This window comes from Sulfuricystis thermophila (genome assembly GCF_004323595.1).
Classification (GTDB): Bacteria; Pseudomonadota; Gammaproteobacteria; order Burkholderiales; family Rhodocyclaceae; genus Sulfuricystis; species Sulfuricystis thermophila.
In genome coordinates this window covers 444,232-464,026 of record NZ_AP019373.1, presented here as the reverse complement: position 1 = coordinate 464,026, position 19,795 = coordinate 444,232, and the positions used below count along the sequence as shown (strand labels likewise).

The 19,795-nt window shown below is 63.0% G+C and carries 16 protein-coding genes and 1 riboswitch; of the genes, 8 read left to right on the top strand and 8 right to left on the bottom strand.

Translation table 11 applies throughout. The annotated features are described in order from the left end of the window. Positions 1 to 68: 68 nt before the first annotated feature. The 4 genes from metK (at position 69) to metF (ending at position 4,512) form a co-directional block, all read left to right on the top strand. The gene (metK, locus tag M52SOB_RS02390) at positions 69 to 1,235 is read left to right on the top strand and encodes a methionine adenosyltransferase (protein WP_131110407.1); all 1,167 of its coding nucleotides are present in this window, start codon (positions 69 to 71) and stop codon (positions 1,233 to 1,235) included. A 135-nt stretch (positions 1,236 to 1,370) separates the two neighbouring features. After that, positions 1,371 to 1,448, top strand: a riboswitch (S-adenosyl-L-homocysteine riboswitch). Positions 1,449 to 1,468: 20 nt separating this feature from the next. Beyond that, entirely contained in the window at positions 1,469 to 2,869 is a 1,401-nt protein-coding gene (gene ahcY / locus M52SOB_RS02385; protein WP_131110406.1) for an adenosylhomocysteinase, read from the top strand. 58 nt (positions 2,870 to 2,927) lie between these two features. After that, positions 2,928 to 3,689: a TlyA family RNA methyltransferase gene (locus M52SOB_RS02380; protein ID WP_284155169.1), complete on the top strand. Its 762-nt coding sequence runs from the start codon at positions 2,928 to 2,930 to the stop codon at positions 3,687 to 3,689. Then, positions 3,679 to 4,512, top strand: coding sequence for a methylenetetrahydrofolate reductase [NAD(P)H] (metF, locus tag M52SOB_RS02375; RefSeq protein ID WP_131110404.1), 834 nt, complete (start codon positions 3,679 to 3,681; stop codon positions 4,510 to 4,512). The genes M52SOB_RS02380 and metF overlap by 11 nt, the downstream gene beginning before the upstream one ends. Here metF and M52SOB_RS02370 read toward each other — a convergent pair. The 8 genes from M52SOB_RS02370 to M52SOB_RS02335 form a co-directional block, all read right to left on the bottom strand. Beyond that, positions 4,509 to 5,648: a sensor domain-containing diguanylate cyclase gene (locus tag M52SOB_RS02370; RefSeq protein ID WP_131110403.1), complete on the bottom strand. Its 1,140-nt coding sequence runs from the start codon at positions 5,646 to 5,648 to the stop codon at positions 4,509 to 4,511. The two genes, metF and M52SOB_RS02370, sit on opposite strands and share 4 nt — an antisense overlap. Next, positions 5,645 to 6,538, bottom strand: a complete 894-nt coding sequence (locus M52SOB_RS02365) for an ABC transporter substrate-binding protein (protein WP_172601725.1) — start codon at positions 6,536 to 6,538, stop codon at positions 5,645 to 5,647. Before M52SOB_RS02365 ends, M52SOB_RS02370 begins: the two co-directional genes overlap by 4 nt. 53 nt (positions 6,539 to 6,591) lie before the next feature. Then, positions 6,592 to 8,538: a TonB-dependent receptor plug domain-containing protein gene (locus M52SOB_RS02360; RefSeq protein ID WP_172601724.1), complete on the bottom strand. Its 1,947-nt coding sequence runs from the start codon at positions 8,536 to 8,538 to the stop codon at positions 6,592 to 6,594. A 52-nt stretch (positions 8,539 to 8,590) separates the two neighbouring features. Continuing rightward, complete coding sequence (locus M52SOB_RS02355) at positions 8,591 to 10,612, bottom strand: TonB-dependent receptor plug domain-containing protein (RefSeq protein WP_131110400.1); 2,022 nt, start codon at positions 10,610 to 10,612, stop codon at positions 8,591 to 8,593. A 3-nt stretch (positions 10,613 to 10,615) separates the two neighbouring features. After that, the gene (locus M52SOB_RS02350; protein ID WP_131110399.1) at positions 10,616 to 13,009 is read right to left on the bottom strand and encodes a putative bifunctional diguanylate cyclase/phosphodiesterase; all 2,394 of its coding nucleotides are present in this window, start codon (positions 13,007 to 13,009) and stop codon (positions 10,616 to 10,618) included. Positions 13,010 to 13,012: 3 nt separating this feature from the next. Next, positions 13,013 to 13,441, bottom strand: coding sequence for a hypothetical protein (locus tag M52SOB_RS02345; RefSeq protein ID WP_131110398.1), 429 nt, complete (start codon positions 13,439 to 13,441; stop codon positions 13,013 to 13,015). Next, positions 13,441 to 14,625: a hypothetical protein gene (locus tag M52SOB_RS02340; RefSeq protein WP_131110397.1), complete on the bottom strand. Its 1,185-nt coding sequence runs from the start codon at positions 14,623 to 14,625 to the stop codon at positions 13,441 to 13,443. The genes M52SOB_RS02345 and M52SOB_RS02340 overlap by 1 nt, the downstream gene beginning before the upstream one ends. Before the next feature lie 105 nt (positions 14,626 to 14,730). Further along, on the bottom strand, positions 14,731 to 16,260 hold the full coding sequence (locus M52SOB_RS02335; RefSeq protein WP_131110396.1) for a helicase HerA-like C-terminal domain-containing protein: 1,530 nt from the start codon (positions 16,258 to 16,260) through the stop codon (positions 14,731 to 14,733). A 208-nt stretch (positions 16,261 to 16,468) separates the two neighbouring features. Between M52SOB_RS02335 and M52SOB_RS02330 the strand changes: the two genes are divergently transcribed. From M52SOB_RS02330 to ruvA, 4 genes are all read left to right on the top strand, one after another. Next, positions 16,469 to 17,806: an adenylate/guanylate cyclase domain-containing protein gene (locus M52SOB_RS02330; protein ID WP_131110395.1), complete on the top strand. Its 1,338-nt coding sequence runs from the start codon at positions 16,469 to 16,471 to the stop codon at positions 17,804 to 17,806. Between the two features lie 87 nt (positions 17,807 to 17,893). Then, positions 17,894 to 18,619 carry a YebC/PmpR family DNA-binding transcriptional regulator gene (locus M52SOB_RS02325; RefSeq protein ID WP_131110394.1) on the top strand — a complete coding sequence of 242 codons (726 nt, stop codon included), beginning with the start codon at positions 17,894 to 17,896 and terminating at the stop codon, positions 18,617 to 18,619. A 34-nt stretch (positions 18,620 to 18,653) separates the two neighbouring features. Then, the gene (gene ruvC / locus M52SOB_RS02320) at positions 18,654 to 19,184 is read left to right on the top strand and encodes a crossover junction endodeoxyribonuclease RuvC (RefSeq protein WP_131110393.1); all 531 of its coding nucleotides are present in this window, start codon (positions 18,654 to 18,656) and stop codon (positions 19,182 to 19,184) included. After that, positions 19,181 to 19,780 carry a Holliday junction branch migration protein RuvA gene (ruvA, locus tag M52SOB_RS02315; protein ID WP_131110392.1) on the top strand — a complete coding sequence of 200 codons (600 nt, stop codon included), beginning with the start codon at positions 19,181 to 19,183 and terminating at the stop codon, positions 19,778 to 19,780. The genes ruvC and ruvA overlap by 4 nt, the downstream gene beginning before the upstream one ends. The last annotated feature ends 15 nt before the right edge of the window (positions 19,781 to 19,795 follow it).

Genomic DNA, 19,795 nt, shown 5'->3' with positions numbered 1-19,795 from the left:
AGCGTCGCCAGCTCCTATCCCCAGAGCCGGTCCGACGGGACTAGTCAGGGGATGACAAGGAGCCTTCCATGAGCAACGCTTATCTCTTCACCTCGGAATCGGTGTCCGAAGGACACCCGGACAAGGTCGCCGACCAGATCTCGGATGCGATCCTCGACGCGATCCTCGCCCAGGATCCACATTCGCGCGTCGCCGCCGAGACGCTATGCACCACCGGTCTGGTGCTGCTGGCCGGCGAGATCACCACCAGCGCGAACGTCGATTACCAGACGGTCGTGCGCAACACCATCAAGCGTATCGGCTACGACAATTCCGAATACGGCATCGACTACAAGGGCTGCGCGGTGCTGGTCGCCTACGACAAGCAGTCGCCCGACATCGCCCGCGGCGTGAACGCCGCCTACGATGACAACCTCGACCAGGGCGCCGGCGACCAGGGCCTGATGTTCGGCTATGCCTGCGACGAAACCCCGGCACTGATGCCCTTGCCGATCTATCTCTCGCACCGGCTCGTCGAACGCCAGGCGATGCTGCGCAAAGACGGGCGGCTCCCCTGGCTGCGGCCCGACGCGAAGTCGCAGGTCACGGTGCGCTATGTCGATGGCAAGCCGGATGCGATCGACACCGTGGTGCTCTCCACCCAGCATGCGCCGGAGATGCCGCTCGAGGCGATCCGCGAGGCGGTGATCGAGGAGATCATCAAGCCGGTGCTGCCATCGGCCCTCGTGAAGGGGGAGATCAAGTATCTCGTCAATCCGACCGGCCGCTTCGTCATCGGCGGGCCGCAGGGCGACTCCGGGCTCACCGGCCGCAAGATCATCGTCGATACCTACGGCGGCGCCTGCCCGCATGGCGGCGGCGCCTTCTCCGGCAAGGATCCGTCGAAGGTCGACCGCTCGGCCGCCTATGCCGGTCGTTATGTGGCGAAGAACATCGTCGCAGCCGGCCTGGCCACGCGCTGCATGGTGCAGGTCTCCTACGCGATCGGCGTCGCCCATCCGACCTCGGTGTGGGTCACCACCTTCGGCACCGGCAAGGTCTCCGACACGACGATCGCCGAGTTGGTGAAAAAACACTTCGATCTGCGACCGAAGGCCATCGTCACGATGCTGAATCTGCTGCGCCCGATCTATGAGAAGACTGCCGCTTATGGTCACTTCGGCCGCGACGAGCCGGAATTCACCTGGGAAAGCACAGATAAGGCGGCAGCGCTACGCGCTGACGCTGGCCTGTAAGGCCACGCCGGAGGCGCTGATCTGTGCTTCGTCGAAGGCTAACATCGCTTGCGATGTTAAGGTGCGTAGCACCGGCCGAAGACAAAACAAGGCCGCTGCGTTGCGCAACGACGCCGGGCTGTAAAATCCTTCCACCGCGGCGAGGGGCGCTGCAGCGATCGTTCCCGATCGTCAGGCTCGCCGCGGCGGACATAGTAACGGCGCCCATTCATTGACTTGAATGGAGTGTGACTATGACCCACCATGCCGACTATGTCGTCGCCGACATCAATCTTGCCGACTGGGGCCGCAAGGAAATCAAGATCGCCGAAACCGAGATGCCGGGGCTGATGGCGATCCGCGAGGAATACGCCGCCAGCCAACCGCTCAAGGGTGCACGCATCTCCGGCAGCCTGCACATGACGATCCAGACCGCGGTGCTGATCGAGACGCTCACCGCGCTGGGCGCCGAAGTGCGTTGGGCCTCGTGCAACATCTTTTCGACCCAGGATCACGCCGCCGCCGCGATCGCGCAGGACGGCGTCAGCGTCTTTGCCAAGAAGGGCGAAACGCTCGAAGAATATTGGGAATTCACCCATCGCATCTTCGAATGGCCCGACGGCGGCCATTCCAACATGATCCTCGACGATGGTGGTGACGCGACGTTGCTTTTGCATCTGGGCGCCAAGGCGGAAAAAGATCCTGCCGTGCTGTCCCAGCCTTCTTCCGAAGAAGAGCGCATCCTCTTCGCGGCGATCAAGGCGAAGCTCGCCAAGGAGCCGACCTGGTATTCGACGCGCCTGGCAAAGATCAAGGGAATCACGGAGGAGACCACCACCGGCGTGCATCGCCTATATCAGATGCACGCCAAAGGCGAGCTGAAAGTGCCGGCGATCAACGTCAACGACTCGGTCACCAAGTCGAAGTTCGACAACCTCTACGGCTGCCGCGAATCGCTGGTCGATGGCATCAAGCGCGCCACCGACGTAATGATCGCCGGCAAGATCGCGGTGGTGTGCGGCTATGGCGATGTCGGCAAGGGCTCGGCGCAGGCCTTGCGGGCGCTTTCCGCCCAGGTGTGGGTCACCGAGATAGACCCGATCTGCGCGCTGCAGGCGGCGATGGAAGGCTACCGCGTCGTGACGATGGACTACGCCTGCGACAAGGCCGACATCTTCGTCACCGCCACCGGCAACTGGCATGTGATCACGCATGATCACATGATCAAGATGAAAGATCAGGCGATCGTCTGCAACATCGGCCACTTCGACAACGAGATCGACGTCGCCTCGCTCGAAAAATACCGCTGGGAGGAAATCAAGCCCCAGGTCGATCACGTGATCTTCCCGGATGGCCGCCGCATCATCCTGCTCGCCAAGGGGCGGCTCGTGAATCTCGGTTGCGCCACCGGCCACCCGTCCTATGTGATGAGCTCCTCGTTCGCCAACCAGACGCTGGCGCAGATCGAGCTATTCACCAAGGCCGGGCAATACCCGGTCGGTGTCTATACGCTGCCCAAGCATCTGGACGAGAAGGTGGCCCGACTGCAGCTCAAGAAACTGAACGCGCAATTGACCACACTCACGCCCGAGCAGGCCGCCTACATCGGCGTGCCGGTCGAGGGACCGTACAAGGCGGAGCACTACCGGTACTGATCCCGCGATGAGCATGAACTCGTTTCATGCCCGTGCGGCGCGGTCGAGAAAGCCCACCGTGCGTCCGGCCGTCCAGCATGCTGGCCTGCGCGCCGATGCCCTGCTGGTGCGGCAGGGCCTTGCGCCCTCGCGCACCGCGGCGCAGCGGCTGATCGAGCTTGGTCGGGTCAGCCTCGCTGGTGAGGCGATCACCAAGCCGGCGCAGCTATTGCCGGAAAGTGCGGTGCTCACTCTCGCCCCCGCAGCCGAGGCCGAATACGTCTCACGCGGCGGCATCAAGCTCGCCGGCGCGCTCGACCGCACCCACATCGTCGTCGCCGGCAAGACCTGCCTCGACATCGGCCAATCGACGGGCGGCTTCACCGACTGCCTCTTGCAGCACGGCGCGGCGAAGGTGGTCGGCATCGACGTCGGCCACAGCCAGTTGCACCCGCGGCTTGCTCGTGATCCGCGCGTCGAAGCCCACGAGGGGATCAACGCGCGCGCGCTCGCAAACTCGGCGCTGGCAGGACGGCACTTCGACCTGATCGTCGCCGATGTCTCCTTCATCTCGCTCACCCTGATCCTTCCGCAACTGCCGCCCTTCCTCGCGCCGCACGGCGAGATGCTGCTGCTCGTGAAACCCCAGTTCGAGGTCGGGCCCGAACACATCGGCAAGGGCGGCATCGTCAGCGACGGCTCCCTCTACCCTGCGGTGCGCGACAAGCTCACCGCCTGCTGCGCGGCCCACCACCTTGCCGTGCTCGATTGGTTCGCCAGCCCGATCACCGGCGGCGACGGCAACCGTGAATTCTTTCTCCATGCCCGTCATGAAACCTGAAATCTCCTGCGAATTCTTCCCACCGCAAACGGCAGAGGGTCTCGAAAAATTGCGTGCGACGCGCGCCCGGCTCGCCGCGCTGGCGCCGAGCTTCTTCTCCGTCACTTATGGCGCCGGCGGCTCGACGCGCGAGCGCACCTTCGACATCATCATGGAAATCGCCGCCGAAGGCATCGCTGCCTGCCCGCACCTTTCCTGCATCGGCTCGACACGCGAGAACATCCGCAAGATCCTGCATGACTACCGTGATCACGGCATTCGCCGTATCGTCGCCCTGCGCGGTGATCTGCCTTCCGGCATGGCCGATGTCGGCGAATTTCGCTATGCCAACGAGCTCGTCGCCTTCATCCGCCAAGAGACCGGTGACTGGTTCCATATCGAGGTCGCCGCCTACCCGGAATGGCATCCGCAGGCGAAGAGCCCGCGCGAAGACCTGCTGAATTTCAAGCGCAAGGTCGAGGCAGGCGCCAACTCGGCGATCACGCAGTTCTTCTACAACGCCGATGCCTACGCTCATTTCGTCAGCGAGGCGCGCGCGCTGGGCATCACGATCCCGATCGTGCCGGGCATCATGCCGATCGGCAGCTTTGCCAAGCTCGCCCGTTTCGCCGACGCGAGCGGCGCCGAGATCCCGCGCTGGATGCGCAAGAAATTCGAAAGCTTCGGCGATGACACCGACTCGATCCGCGCCTTCGGCCTCGATGTGGTCACCGAGCTGTGTGATCGCCTGCTCGCTCTTGGAGCCCCGGGGCTGCACTTTTACACGCTGAACCAGGCGGGGCTCACGCTGGAGATCCTGCGCTGGCTGGGATTGGCTGGCTAGCCGACCTCGACGCGGTTGCGCCCCAGGCGCTTGGCCCGATACAACGCCATGTCGGCACGACCGAGTAATGAGGCCAGCGTCGGCATGTCGGCACGGAACGCGGCGACACCAAAGCTCGCCGTATAGCGGCACGTTGTCTCCTCGATACACAACTGTGCCTGTTCGACCTGTCTGCGCATGCGCTCTGCTGCTTGCGTGGCCTCCGTTAAGTCGGTCCCCGGCATCAGGATGGCGAACTCCTCACCACCCCAGCGGCCGACCAGATCGACGTTGCGCACCGATCCGGCCAGGATGCGCGCAAAGTCCTGTAACACGCAATCGCCGACATCGTGACCGTGGCTGTCGTTGATCGCCTTGAAATGATCGAGATCGGCCAGCACGAGGGTCAGCGGCGTCCCATAGCGCTGGGCGCGTTGGATTTCCTGCTGCGCCACCTCGTCGAAGGCGCGCCGGTTGGCCAGCCCTGTCAGCGCATCGGTGCGCGCCAGCAGCTCTGCGGTTTCCATCTGCCGTCTGAGCGCCTTCTGTGCCGTGTCCAGTGTAGTGAGCACGCCGTGGGCGATGCGTAGCGACAGCCAGCTCGCCAGCAAGAGTCCGCCCAGCATGATGGCCAGGGTGATTTCCAGCATTTCGCGCTTGCGCGCTTCGAGCGCATCGCGGGCGATTTCCACGGCGATGTAGCCGACGATTTTCTGCTCCGGTGGCCGTACGTCGGAAAGCTCGTCCTGCAACTGCAGGATGGTTTGGAACACCGGCGTTTGTAGCGCCGTCACACGATCGCCCCTGTATACCTGCGGCGAATTGATGAGGGGCAAACGGTGAAGCGGCACCGCACCGGAATGGGCGACCTGACGACCGGTGGCGTCGAACACGGTGACCACCACGATCGTCGGATCGCTCTGCCGGGCGACATCGGCCAGGCGGCCCAAGGTGTCGTGGCTACCGCTAAACAACGCATATTCGGCGGCAGCGCCGATTTGATGGGCAACGGCATAACCGCGCTCCTGGAAAACCGATTCCAGATCGTTCTGATAGCGATCGAAAAACACCGCACCCAACAGCAGCACCATGATCAAGGCGGGCAAAACCGACCCAAGCAGCAGACGCACACGGAAGCTCAGGGTCGAGCGCGTCATCGACCCGCCTCCAGCCGACGCAGGTCAGCGGCGATCTCATCGACATCGAAGGGAGGCAAGCCAAGCGAAGCCGCCACCCTGTCGTTGGCGACGACCGTGAATTCGCGAATAAAAACGATCGGTGGGAGCCTGCGCTCTGCCAGCCAGTCGCGTAAGACTTGGGCGGTTTGCCGTGCCACCTGTGATGGTGACGAATAGACGGCCAGCAATGCGCCGGCCTTGACGTAGGCCGATGAGAATGCGACCAGCGGCACCCGCGCGCGGTAAGTGGTGAGCAGAATGTTCTGTAACGTCCCGGCGTTATAGACCAGCGGCTCCGGCAGCGCCAGCACGACATCGGCACGCACCAGCACTTCCTTCAAAGACGGATAGATCTCCTCCGGCGCACGCACTTCGGGCCCGACGATCAGTTGCAGTCCATGGGCCCGCGTTTCCTTTTCGAGCTGCGCCAGATAGGCCCGCGTCTGCGGCCCGGGTACCACGCCGACCCGCTGGCTTTCCGGCAACGCACGCCGGATCAGTGCGAGTTGGCGCGAGAGGGGCTGATCGAGTACGACGGCAGTGAATGGACGCGCGCCGACGATCGCCCGTCGCGCCTCGACGATCGACTGCGGTACGAGTGTGGCGATGAGCGGAATTTTCGACCAGCCGGCATCCTTCTTCGGTAATTGTTCGAGTGCGCCGTCGAGGGCAGCCGTGCCCACGGTGACGATCAGGTCCGGTCTTGCGCCTCTGCCGGCAAAGAGCTCCGTGGCGCGATCGACGCGCACATCAGCGGTTTCGGCCAGAGCCGCCTTCAGGTCGTTCGCGGTTTCCAGATGCACACCGCCGCTCTCGGCCAACACCACCCAGACGAGGGGTGCAGCCAGTGCCTCTGATACCAAAGTCATAGTGACCAGGCACAGCAGGAGGAAGCGGAGGAGCAAGCGGCCCATGGCGCAGATCAGAACTTGTAGCGGAGTTCGGCTGCGAAACTGCGGCCGGGCAAGGGAAGATTGTCCACCAGCGCACGACTCGAATATTCACGCAGGTCGCGGTCCGCCAGGTTGCGGAGGGTGGCGGCGAATTCCCAGTCGCTGCCATGGAAGTAGCGCAGACTGGTCGACAACCAGAGTTTGCTGCCCAGCGGCGTGCGCGGATCATTGGCGGGCAAGGGGCGCCGATCGAACCAGTGGGCCTGGAGATTCCAGTGCCACTTCGGTGCGATCGCCCAGTCGGCACGCAGGTAGGCTTGGCGTCGCGGGATGGCCAGATCGCGCAGCGGATCATCGACGGCGCCGAGCTGCATTTGACTCACATTGCCGCTCAGTCGCAGGTAGCGACCCACCTGCCACTGCGCTTCCAGCTCGACGCCGTTGCTGGCATAACGGCCCAGATTCGCGAAGCGATAGGGCGGCTGCGCTTCCGGCGCGATGACGTCGCTGCGCACGAAGCGATAGACATTCATGCCGAGATTCAGAGCGCGACTGGCGCGCCAAGTGAACGACAACTCGACCGTGCGCGAGCGTTCCGGCCGCAGATCGGGGTTGGCCGCATTGGCTGCCGTCTGCGAATACAGCTCGAGATACGAAGGCGCCCTGAACGCCCGCCCATACATCAGTTTGGTGGTCAGCCGCGGGCTGCTCTGCCAGACCAGCGCCAGGCGCGGATTGAGCGTACTGCCGAAATCGGAATAACGGTCGTAACGCGCGCCGGCCGTCAGCTCCCAATCCGGCGCGAGATGCCAGATATCCTGAGCAAAAAAATAAGCATTGCGACGCGTTTTCTCGGGTACGAACACGCCCGCCACGCCGTTCAGGGTTTGGCTGACGTCATAGGGCGTCTGCCAGACGTGCCCAGCACCCAACTGGATCAGCTGATCACGCAGCCCGCGATAATGCACCACCCCTTCGACATTGAAACGGCGCTCGGCGACAGAGAGCGCATTGCGCAACTCGCCCGGGCCCGGCGGCTTCTCCCAGAAACCATTGCCAGAGTCATAGGCGAGATCACGATAACGCGCCTCACCCGACACACCCCAATCGGTGCTCAGCGCATCATTGCGATAAAGCAGGGCCAGGCTCGACTGACGGTCCCGCGCTCTCGTCAGCGGATCGAGCACGGCGCCGCCGGTGAGGCCGATGCCGACGTTCTCGTGGCGCGTGTGATCGACCAGCAAACGCCAATGCTGCCGGGCGATCGACAGATGCAGATCGGCATCGTCATGGCCAACGTAAGCATTCCCGGCGGCCCCCAGCTTGTCGCGGGCAATCCAGGGTGAATAGCCATCGGTAGCGGACAGATCGGCAGTGAAGGCGATGTCGAAGCCGTTCCACTCCCCTCCCTGCTGCAGCCAGCCCGCCCAGCTGTCATCGCTGCCGACCCGGACCCCGGCCTCGCCACCGGGAATTTTCCCGGCAGTTTTGGTGATCACGTTGATCACGCCCGCCGCGGCATCCGCGCCGAACAGCGCCGAGCCGGGACCGCGGATGATCTCGATACGCTCGATCATGTTCGCCGGCACACCCTTCCAGAAGATGCCGGGCGACCAAACCAGATCCTTGGCCGGCGCGCCGTTGATCATCAGCAGCACATTGACGCCGGAAGCACCGCGCATGGAGAGCAGCGGTTTGGCGCCGAACAGATTGGTTTTCACATACACGCCCGGCACGCTCTGCAGGATTTCCATCAGATTGGTCGCGCCGGTGGCGCGCAGATCGTCGGCGGTGATCACCGACACCACCGCGGGAGCCTCGGCCATCGACTGCTCCGTCTGACTGGCAATCTTCACCGTGATGGCCATCTGCTCCTCCAAACTCAATGCCAGCAGCTGGCGAATGCCATCACTCCCGCCGGCGAGCCCCGGCAGAGAGAACAGCAAGGCAAGCATGGCAACGGCTTTCTTTGGCATCTCCCCGAATGTCATTTTTTTTAACGAAGCGAAAAGCGTGTGTCATTATCGCTCAAAATGCAATACGCAATGTGCCCCAGATGCGGCGCTCGAGTCTCATCTCGCTATCGGGCGCATATACAGGCAGACTACCATTCGCCGCCTGGATGGCTAGCGCTGCTTCCAAACGTGTCGTGCCGAGCGCGAATTGCTTGGCCAGACGGGCATCGAGGCGCTGCTGGGCCGGTAGGGGATCCGACCCGGCGCCCCAAGAATGACTGCCGAGCGATTGATAGATGACTGTGAAATCCCATGCAGCTGGCAACTGCTGGAACCAGGCGATCGTTGTGGCTTGGCTGGGCGGGAAGGGCCGGTTGCCGACTTCTTCCCAATGCAGATGCTGGAAAGACTGGTTCAACCAGATTTCCGTCGTCTGGAAGGGTTTCCAGCGCAACTGATACTCGATGCCGCGGGTGCGGAAGCCCGACGTATTGCGAAAATCCTGCACCGGGATGGCCACGCCGGCTGGAATGCCGAACGGGTTGGCTGGCGTAACATACCAGGCGACGTTAGCACGGCGATCCTTGGCAAGCAGATCCTCCATCTTTTCCAGATAGGCTCGCACATCAAGGGTCATCCGCTGCTCGCTCAGGTTGCCGAAATAGCCGAACTCGATCACCCTGAGTCGTTCCGGTCGGGCCTCTCCGCTTGCCTTATAGAGCAGGAAAGGCTGGTGCGCCGAGGCGAGCAGGGCTTCGAGCATCTTGCCCGCCCCCGACAGCCTGACAACATCCTGCGGATAAAAACGCACATCGCTGGCCAGCTCGAACAGGGTCGGCGTCCGCACGGCGCTGGTCATGCCGAAACGCAGCGTATGCTGTGACGTGACCAGATAATTGGCCATCAGGCGTGGCGAGAAGTAGCCGCCGATGCGGCTGTGGTGAGCGGCAAAGCCACCGGCATTGATCAACCAATGCGGATGCGGGCGCCATTCGAGGTTGCCGAACAGGCGTTCCTCATGGAGCGCCACCGGATCGTCGGTGTTGTAAAGCGGCCGCGAGACGGCATCCTCATAACGGTAACCGGCGCCCCACACGGCACGCAGCTGTTTCCCGATCTGGGTTTGCTGCTGCAGTTCGAGATTGACGCGCCGACCGTAGCCATCGCCGCTGACGATGACGCTCGCGTCATAGGGATAGGTGAAACGCTCACGCAGCGTTTCCTCGTTGAAGCTGGCGGTCAGCTTGAGCTCCTCACCCGCCCCGGACTGCTGCCGCCATTGGCCGAGCAGGTGAATGTTTTGCCAACTTCTGGTACGCGGTGGATTGCCTGGCTGATCGGCAAAACCTTCGCCGCTGGAGCGATCGACTACCCCGGCGGAAAACAGCAGCTCCTGATCGGGTGCGGGGCGCAGGTCAGCGCGGAAATGCAGCTGGCTGATGGTCTTGTCATCATAGAGATTGGCATAGCCACTGTCGCTGCGCCGTCCGGTGCTGAGACGAAAACTGGCGGCGGGGCCGCCCCAACCAATGCGCGCATAGTTGTCGCGGATCGCGCCGCCGCCTGTGCTGACGGACGCTTCCAAACCATGCGTATCCTGGGCATGACGGGTGATGACGTTGATGACACCGAACATCGCGTTCGCCCCGTAGGCAGCCGAATTCGAGCCCCGCAGCACCTCGATGCGTTCCACATCCTCGAGCAGTACGCCCATCATCCCGTCGGCCGTGCCACCCAGATAATAGGCCGAATAGACCGGACGACCATCGATCAGCACGAGGTTGCGAACACCGTAATCATCGAGCGGCACATGATAGGAAGCGGTCGGGTTGGCGCCGTTGTAACCCGATGCCAGATAACCGGGTACCAACCGCAATAGATCGGCCAGTTCGCGCGCTCCGGAACGCCGGATCATCTCGCGCTCGATCACCGTGACGGCGCCCGGTGTCTCGTTGAGCGGCTGAGCGAGGCGGCTGACCGTCAGGACGATCGGCAGCTCGCCGAAGTAATCATGTTCCGAAACTTCCGCCGCCGATCCCGGCGTGGCGCAGAACAGAATCGGTAAGGCAGCGACGAGATTGCGCAAGTCGGCCATGCGTCACGCGCCTCCAGATTTGGCCCGTTCCGACGCCAGCATTGCCGCAAAATCTTCTGCGGCCATGGGACGGGCGAAAAGATAGCCTTGGCCATAACGACAGCGCATTTCCTTCAATAATGCGAGTTGCCGTGCATCTTCGATACCTTCGGCGACGACATGCAGACCCAGCGTTTCTGCCATCGCGATGATCGCCTCGACGAGCCCGCGGTCGTTGCGGTCGTCATGGAGATCGCGGATGAACGATTTGTCGATCTTGACCGTATCGAGCGGAAAGCGTTTGAGATAGGACAGCGATGAAAAGCCCGTGCCGAAATCATCGAGGAAGATACGCACTCCAGCCACACGCAAGCTTTCGATCCACCTCTGGGCGACCGTGACATCACGCATCAGCAGGCTCTCGGTGATCTCGAGCGCCAGACTGGACGGTGGCACGGCGTGTCGGCTGAGCAGTTCGAGCAGGTGCGCGGGGGGCAGTGCATCGGGGATCTGGCGCGCCGAAACGTTGAGAGAACAATACAGCACATGTCCAGCCTGCCGCCAGTGCGCCAGCTGGCGGCAGACCGCATCGACTACCTCCAGCCCGATGACGCCTATCAGACCGATCTCCTCGGCGAGGGGAATGAAAACGTCCGGCGGCACCATGCCACGCTGTGGATGGGGCCAGCGCAACAACGCCTCGGCACCAATGATCATCCCCGTCGCCAATTCGACGATCGGCTGATAGGCCAGTTGCAACTCGCGTCCAGCCACGGCAGCGCGCAGATCGTCCTCGAGCCGGCGCCGATGCTCGGCCTCCGTCTGTAAGGCAGGATCAAATAGCTTCCAGCTGCATTCACCCGTCGTGCGTGCGCTGTTCAGGGCAAGCTCCGCTGCGCGCAGCAATTGCTGGACGTCACAGCCATCGGCCGGGAACAAGGCGGCTCCGATGCTGACTCCTATCTCCATGGTTTGGCGGTCGTTGTGCAGCCTGATTTCGTAGGGCTGTTTCAGCCGGCCGATCAACTGCTCCAGACGCGTAGTTATCGCCTGCCTGTCGCTGACGCCTGCCAATAGCAACGCAAATTCGTCACTGCCGATGCGTGCCACGCGATCCCTTTCGCCAAGCAGCTCGCGCAGACGAGCGGCGACAGCGATCAACAACGCATCGCCCGTGGGGAAGCCGAGCGCATCGTTGATCTGCTTGAAGTCGTCGAGATCGACCATCACCAGCGCAAACGGCTCGCCATCCGGGTCGAGATCGGCGAGGCTGCGTTGCAGACCGGCCCGATTGGGGAAACCCGTCAGCGCGTCGGTAACGGCCAGGCGCCGCGCCGCCAGTTCTTCCCGCTTGCGCTGCGTCACATCGGTGACCGTCCCCTGCACGTTGCCATCACCAAGCGGCACCATCATCACATGCAGCCAGCGTTCCTCCCCTCGGCGGTCGCGGATCAGGTAATCGTCCGCATAGGGCTCGGTTTCGGGCGGTGCGTCCAGACAGGCGCGGAGTATGGCCAACAGCTCACCGGGCGCATCCCACCTTGCATCGGTCAGCCAGCACCCTTTCGCATCGTTTCTCGTTGGCAAACCAGCCAGTCCGCAGAAAGCGCGATTGCAGGAGACAAGCCGTCCTTCGCGATCTGCGACGAAAATGCCCGAGCTGGCGTTGTCGAACAGATTGCGATATTTGCGCTGATCGATTTCATGTTGGCGTCGCAACAGGCGCTCCTGTTCCAGGGTGACCACCAGCTGCGCGGTCAATTCGTTGATGTCGGTGACGAGACGACCGATCTCGGTGGTTTCGTGACCCTCCGGGATGGGCAGGCGTTCGCCGCCCGCAGCGTCGAGATGGTGCAAGCGGTCGGAAGTCGCCTTGATCGGTCGCAGAACCCACCAATACAAGGCAACGGCTACCGTCATGATCAGCGCCAGCAATTGGCTGACGAGCAACAGACTCACCAGCCAGAGCTCCTGCGCGATGCGTGTATCGATCAGCGCGCGATCGGCTTCGAGACGGATTTCGCCGATCGTCTCGGCGGATTTGAACGGTGACCGGAGTTTCCGCTGGACGAGCAGGGGTTCGCCCATGGTTTCCCGTGCCACCTCGCGATCGACCATCACCAGCTCACCATCCCGGCCAAGAATGATCACCCTCATCACATCGCTATTGCGCAACAGACCTTGTGCGACTTCGTTGGCCAACTGCTCGTCATTGGCGAAACAGGCCACCGCGGCGGTGCTCTCGACCGTATCGACCAGTTCGGTCAGCCGGGTCATGGCTTCATCATGCAGGCGCGCGTCGATCGTCTGGCGCGCCAGCAAGGTGGCGATCACGCCGACCAGCAATGCGATGCCGACGACGGACAGCAAGCCGCGGGCGAGGATGCCCTGCCGCCAATATCCCTTACCATCCGCCATCGCCTATTCCGCCAGCTCGAAGACGATCTTCACGCGCCGATCGACCTGGGCGCGCTCGAGATATGCCAGTCCGCCCGGCTGGCTGGCGACGAATCGCAAGGCCTCTTCGACGCTGCCGACTGTGTGTGGCGGCCGTGTCTTGCCGGAAAAGACGAGCCGCGCCCAGTAGGCATTGATTTCGGGCAGGCTCTTGTTGACGAGGCTTCGATAGAAGCGGGCGCGCAATGAAGAACCATCCGCGATGTCCACCGGTTCGGCGGCGAGGCCGGAAGGCAGACGCCGGTAACGACCAAGGAAGATGTTGATGACATCATCCTCACCAAGCCGCTCGATGCCACTTTGTGGATTGACGACGACCACCAGCTCGGCCCTTGCTTCCGCAGCGCCCCAAACGAAGGCCGAGAAGATCATGGCGAGCAGGACACGCATCATCAGAACACGAAATCCAATGTGACACTGAGCACTTCGGTCTTGCCATCCCAGGCGGGATTGGCATTGGGAAACGAGAAGCTGGCCCCAGCGCCGGCACGCACGGTATCCCATTGCAGCTTGAACGCCATGTCTCTCTGGAAGTCCCAGCGCACCCCGAGCGTATAGGTGGTGCGATCCACCGCCCCACCCGCCATGAACAGGCGGTAGTAGTCGCCCAGCACCGGAACCGGGACGGCGGGCAGATCGTCACGGGATTTCGACTTCCAACGGGACATCCCGACGAACGGGGTAACCCGTCCAAGTCGATAGGCCGCCAATACATAGCCCGCATGGGAATCCTCGAAAACCTGGGCCTCGTGGCGGATGCGGTTCAGCATGCCTTGCACCAGCAGCGGCCCACGGTCGTAGACCAAGCCGGCAGAGAGATAACGCGTGGTCTTGTCTTTCGTCTGCAGCGAAGCCGCCGCCTCAGGAAACCCGCTGGCCAACAGCGGTGCTTCGAGAAAGCCGGTGTTCATGTCCGCCGCGAACCGGATGCGCGCCGCCTGCGCGCGCAACTGCCAGGGACCGCGGGTGTAGTCGAACACCAGACCGGCAACCGGCGAGCCGCTGGTATCCCAAACCCCAAGCCCCCCAGCAGCCTTTTCGTGCGTCCGACCGGCGAAGGCCTTGAGGTGTGCAAGACCCCCGGCTGCCGGCAGCGTAACGGCGGCATCGGCACCGTCGAAATGAGAAAAGAACAGCGGGCCGAAGAAATCCGCCGGCGGCCGTACCGTCAGGTAGGAATAGCCGACCAGCCTCGAGTCGGCGAGCATCATGAAGTCCGCGCCGATGCGTCCAAGGCGCAACGCAAGGCGCGGATCGGGCTCCCATTTCGCGAACGCCCACATCAGTTCGGGGTTATGGCTGCGATCGTAATGCAGCCGGCTAACGGCTTGCCCGACCAGTTCGAGTTCGGTCGTCACACGCCAGCTCGCCTGCAGGCCGAAAATGCTGTCGATCCTGCCTGACCATTGCCCGTTCTTGATGCCGACAGGCTGCGACAAGTCGCGCACGAATTCCGCCTGGTCGGAAGAGGATCGCGCCAGACCCAGGGTGCCGAAGCCGCGCAATGAGAATGCCGGCGCATCGCTCTGCGCATGGACATGGCCAATGAAAGCGCACACCAGCAGCGATGCGGCCACCCATGATCTGACGTGCATGTCACCCTCCCTCGAGGCTGCAGAGATTATCACGCGCCCGGCTGCCCCGGCCGTCCGCGGCAAATCCGCATTCCCGCAGTCCGGGATTCAACGCCGCCTGCTGCCGCCGAGCAGGGAGCCGAGCACGCCGCGCACCAGCTCGCGGCCGACCTGGCTGGCGATGGTGCGCGTCACACTCTTCGCCGCGGCCTGCACCAGGCCATCGGTCTGGCCGCCGCGCGGGCCGGTGCGGCCGAACAGGATTTCGCTGAGGAAACCGCCCCCTTCGGCCGCCGGGGGCTGAGGTGCCGTGCCGCCAGCGCCGACTTTCACTGGCGTCGCCCCGCCAGCCGCGGCGCCTCCGCCAGCGCGGGATTGCAGGATCTCGTAGGCCGACTCGCGATCGACGATCTTTTCATAGTGGCCATAGACCAGCGAGGAGCGGATCACCTGCTGGCGCTCGTTCGGGGTCAGCGGCCCGATGCGCGATGCCGGTGGCAGGATCCAGGCGCGCTCGACGACGGCAGGCGTGCCCTTTTCATCGAGGAAAGAGACCAGCGCCTCGCCGACCCCCAACTCGGTGATCGCCTGCTCGGCGCTGAATTTCGGATTGGCACGCAAAGTCTGCGCCGCCGTCTGCACTGCCTTCTGGTCGCGCGGCGTGAAAGCGCGCAGCGCGTGTTGCACGCGATTGCCGAGCTGGCCGAGCACCTTGTCCGGGACATCGAGAGGATTCTGCGTGACGAAATAGACGCCCACACCCTTCGAACGGATCAGCCGCACCACCTGCTCCACCTTGTCGACGAGCGCCGGCGGCGCCTCGTCGAACAGCAAGTGCGCCTCGTCGAAGAAGAACACGAGTTTGGGCTTGTCCAGGTCGCCCACCTCGGGCAGCTGTTCGAACAGCTCGGCCAAAAGCCAGAGCAGGAAGGTGGCATAGACCTTCGGCGCATTCATCAGCCGGTCGGCGGCAAGGATGTTCACCACGCCACGCCCATCCTGCGTCTGCATCAGGTCGTTGATGTCGAGCATCGGCTCGCCGAAGAACTTGTCCCCCCCTTGTTCCTCGAGACTGAGCAGCCCGCGCTGGATCGCGCCGATCGAGGCCGCCGAGATGTTGCCGTAGCGCGTCTTGAATTCTGCCGCGTTGTCGCCGACCCATTGCACCATCGCACGCAGGTCCTTGAGATCGAGCAGCAGCAGGCCGTTTTCGTCGGCGATGCGGAAGACGATCTGCAGCACGCCTTCCTGCGTCTCGTTGAGACCGAGCAAGCGCGAGAACAAGAGCGGCCCCATGTCGGACACCGTCGCGCGCACCGGATGGCCCTGTTCGCCAAAGACATCCCAGAACACCACCGGGCTTGCACGCGGCTGCCAGTCCTTGATCTCCAGCATGTCGAGACGCTTTTGCAGCTTGTCGGAAAGCGTCCCGGGGGCCCCGAGACCGGAAAGATCGCCCTTGACGTCGGCCAGGAAGACCGGCACGCCGATCGCTGAGAACTGTTCGGCCATACGCTGCAAAGTGACGGTCTTGCCGGTACCGGTGGCGCCGGTGATGAGGCCGTGTCGGTTGGCGAGATTGGATAGCAGGCAAAGCTCGGTTGCGCCCGCCTTGGCGATTGGCAAGGATTTGCTCATAGTTTCAATGAGATACGTCGATTGATCCGAAAAACTGCCGGGCTAGCCAGACGGCGCCGAGACAAGTACCCTACAAGTGCGCTAAAACAACAGCTTGCAAAAATAAACTGAAAAAAGACTTCAAATGTTGCCGTTATTTATTTACGATAGCACCCATTGACTCAATGCCGCATGACGATTGTAGCCCCATGACTCGCCAGCAAGCATCATGAATACTTTTCCCGACGCCGCCCGCATCGAGGAGATACGTCGTCTCAAACAGGAGGGCTTGAGCATGGCCCAAATCATCGATCGCCTAGAAGGCGGCACTGCGCCGCGCCCCGCAAGCTTCAAACCGGCCGGTATAGCGGACGCACCATTGCATCTGACGCTCGACGACATCACGCATCCAGCGTACATGATCAACCACGGCTTCGAGCTGATGTGGATCAACCCGGCCGGCCAGCACGTGCTGTTCCACGATCACCTCGAACTTCCCCAGACCAGTGACCAGCGCAACCTGTTCCGCCTGCTGCCGGTGAGTCGTAACGAATGGGGCAGCCTGCTCGGCTTCCACATCGCGATCGCCAAGTCGCGGCTCGGCCCGGAATCCTTCGGCAATCTGTGCCGCGGCCTCGATCCGGTGAGCTATGCCCGCTTGCAAGCGGCCTATCTCGAAACCGAAGCCGCACCCGTTCAACCCGTCGTGCAAACGACTGTGCTGCTGCCGGAAGCCGACGGCAGTGGCAAGGAACGTTTCCACACCGCCTTCGCGTCTTTTTTCCGCGAAGGCATCTTCATCGTCCTGGTGCCGGAAGCAGAACCCGCCGACGAAATGCTCAAGCTGCTGGCGCGCCGTGACGAAGTGATCCGCGGTCTGCTTCGGAAACGGCTGCCGGTACTGACCGATCTGGCGGTGCTGGTCGCCGATCTGCAAGGTTCGGTGAAGATCTGTTCAGAGCTGCCACCCGAAGAGTATTTCGAGCTGATCAACGAAATCTGGCGCACGCTGGCGCCGACTTTCCGCAAATACAAAGGCACCTACGGCAAACATGTCGGCGATGGCATGGTGTACTACTTCTTTCCGCAGCCGGACAGCAACTATCTGGCCAACGCGCTCGACTGCGCGATCGAGATCCGCCGCGAGATCCAGCGCCTGTCGAAGTCCTGGCAGATTCGCAAGCAATGGTTCAACGAGCTGTACTTGAACACCGGCATCAACGAAGGCCAGGAATGGCTCGGCACCTACCAGTCGCCGACCAGCGTCGAATTCGTCGTGCTCGGCGACACGATCAACCAGGCCGCGCGCATCTCCGACTTCGCCCGCCACGGCAGCATCTGGGTCACCAAGAACCTGATCGGCAAACTGCCGGTGGAAGAACGGGCGCGGGTATCGTTCGGCGTACGCCGCCGCGCCCCGGAAGGTCGTGAGGTCTTCGTGCCGTCGAGCTTCTCGCAGGTCGGCACGCTGCTCGAGCAGGAAGGCGCGCGGATGGAGAAGCTGCGCGACATCGCCAATCTGCCGATCACCGAGATCGTCGACGTGAAGCCCCGGCAACACCCGTAACTCTGCGCCTGCCTTAAAATAGGCTCCGTCTCCCGGCCCTGCAAAGGGCCGGCGTCATTTCCGCAATTCTCCACAGGAACTCACACTATGGCCGGACATTCCAAATGGGCCAATATCCAGCATCGCAAGGGCCGCCAGGATGAAAAGCGCGGCGCGGCCTTTTCGCGCGTCGCCAAGGAAATCACCGTCGCCGCCAAGCTGGGCGGCGGCGACCCCTCGTTCAACCCGCGTCTGCGCCTGGCGATCGAAAAAGCAAAATCGGTCAACATGCCGAAAGACAAGATCGAGAACGCGATCAAGAAGGGCACCGGCGAACTCGAAGGCGTCGATTACAGCGAAGTGCGTTACGAGGGCTATGGCATCGGCGGTGCGGCGGTGATGGTCGATTGCATGACCGACAACAAGACGCGCACCGTCGCCGCGGTACGCCATGCTTTCAGCAAATACGGCGGCAACATGGGCACCGACGGCTGTGTCGCCTTCCAGTTCAAGCACTGCGGCCAGCTCGTCTTCGCACCCGGCACCGACGAGGCGAAGCTGATGGATGCCGCGATCGAGGCCGGTGCCGAGGATGTGCTGACCAACGACGACGGCTCGATCGAGGTGATCACCCCGCCTGCCGATTTCCTCGCCGTCAAGGAAGCGCTCGAAGCCGCCGGCTTCAAGGCCGAATATGCCGAGGTGACGATGAAGCCGCTGGCCGAGACCGTGCTCGCCGGCGAAGATGCCGCCAAGATGCAGAAGCTCCTCGACGCCCTCGAAGACCTCGACGACGTGCAGGAGGTCTACACCACGGCGGTGATGGACGAATAAGCGCCCAGGTGCCGTCGCGCCAGCGCCGACTTTCGTGACAACGCTCCGTATCCTCGGCATCGATCCGGGCTTACGCATCACCGGTTTCGGCATCATCGACAAGACCGGGCAGAAGCTCGCCTATGTCGCCAGCGGCTGCGTCAAGAGCGTTGAGACCGATCCGCTGCCGCAGCGGCTCAAGTCGCTGATCGACGGCATCGGCGAAGTGATCGCCACCTGGCAACCATCCGAAGCGGCGATCGAAAAGGTGTTCGTCAATGTCAATCCGCAATCGACGCTGCGGCTGGGCGAGGCGCGCGGCGCGGCGATCGCCGCGCTGGTGGCGGCCCATCTGCCGGTGGCCGAATACACCGCGCTGCAGATCAAGCAGGCGGTGGTGGGTCACGGCAAGGCGGCGAAGGAACAGGTCGGCCACATGGTGATGCGCCTCTTGCAGCTGCCGGGCGAACCCTCGAAGGATGCTGCCGACGCATTGGCCTGTGCGATCTGCCACGCGCATGGCGGGCAGGGACTCGGTAACATCACCACACGCGGCTTGCGCGTGAGGAAGGGTCGTCTCGTATGATCGGTCGCATCGCCGGCATCTTGCTGGAAAAAAATCCGCCGCAAATCCTCATCGATGTCGGCGGCGTCGGCTACGAGCTCGAGGTGCCGATGAGCACCTTCTACAACCTGCCGAACCTCGGCGAGCCGGTCGTGCTCGTCACCCATCTCGTGGTGCGCGAGGATGCGCATCTCCTGTTCGGCTTCCTCACCGAGCCCGAGCGGGCCACATTCCGCCAGTTGATCAAAATCTCCGGCATCGGCGCGCGCATCGCGCTGGCGGTGCTCTCCGGGCTCTCGGTGTCGGAACTGGCGCAAGCGGTGGCGCTGCAGGAGGCCGGGCGCATCGTGAAGATTCCGGGCATCGGCAAGAAAACCGCCGAACGGCTGCTACTCGAACTGAAAGGCAAGCTGCCCACGATCGCTCCGGCCGCGAAACTCGGCGCTGGCGGCACAGCACCCCTGGCCGCTCAGGATGCGGCGAGCGACATCTTGAACGCCTTGCTCGCGCTGGGATACAACGAACGCGAGGCGCTTGGCGCGATGCAAGGCCTCCCCCCCGACATCGGCGTGGCCGAGGGCATCCGCGCTGCGCTCAAAGCCCTGGCGAAGGGATGAGACGGCGAGGGGTAG

What these genes read in the sequence shown, in the direction of transcription:
- metK (WP_131110407.1), top strand. Translation starts at nt 69, where the DNA reads ATGAGCAACGCTTATCTCTTCACCTCGGAATCGGTGTCCGAAGGACAC.
- ahcY (WP_131110406.1), top strand. Translation starts at nt 1,469, where the DNA reads ATGACCCACCATGCCGACTATGTCGTCGCCGACATCAATCTTGCCGAC.
- metF (WP_131110404.1), top strand. Translation starts at nt 3,679, where the DNA reads ATGAAACCTGAAATCTCCTGCGAATTCTTCCCACCGCAAACGGCAGAG.
- M52SOB_RS02370 (WP_131110403.1), bottom strand. Translation starts at nt 5,648, where the DNA reads ATGACGCGCTCGACCCTGAGCTTCCGTGTGCGTCTGCTGCTTGGGTCG.
- M52SOB_RS02365 (WP_172601725.1), bottom strand. Translation starts at nt 6,538, where the DNA reads ATGACTTTGGTATCAGAGGCACTGGCTGCACCCCTCGTCTGGGTGGTG.
- M52SOB_RS02360 (WP_172601724.1), bottom strand. Translation starts at nt 8,538, where the DNA reads ATGCCAAAGAAAGCCGTTGCCATGCTTGCCTTGCTGTTCTCTCTGCCG.
- M52SOB_RS02355 (WP_131110400.1), bottom strand. Translation starts at nt 10,612, where the DNA reads ATGGCCGACTTGCGCAATCTCGTCGCTGCCTTACCGATTCTGTTCTGC.
- M52SOB_RS02350 (WP_131110399.1), bottom strand. Translation starts at nt 13,009, where the DNA reads ATGGCGGATGGTAAGGGATATTGGCGGCAGGGCATCCTCGCCCGCGGC.
- M52SOB_RS02345 (WP_131110398.1), bottom strand. Translation starts at nt 13,441, where the DNA reads ATGATGCGTGTCCTGCTCGCCATGATCTTCTCGGCCTTCGTTTGGGGC.
- M52SOB_RS02335 (WP_131110396.1), bottom strand. Translation starts at nt 16,260, where the DNA reads ATGAGCAAATCCTTGCCAATCGCCAAGGCGGGCGCAACCGAGCTTTGC.
- M52SOB_RS02330 (WP_131110395.1), top strand. Translation starts at nt 16,469, where the DNA reads ATGAATACTTTTCCCGACGCCGCCCGCATCGAGGAGATACGTCGTCTC.
- M52SOB_RS02325 (WP_131110394.1), top strand. Translation starts at nt 17,894, where the DNA reads ATGGCCGGACATTCCAAATGGGCCAATATCCAGCATCGCAAGGGCCGC.
- ruvA (WP_131110392.1), top strand. Translation starts at nt 19,181, where the DNA reads ATGATCGGTCGCATCGCCGGCATCTTGCTGGAAAAAAATCCGCCGCAA.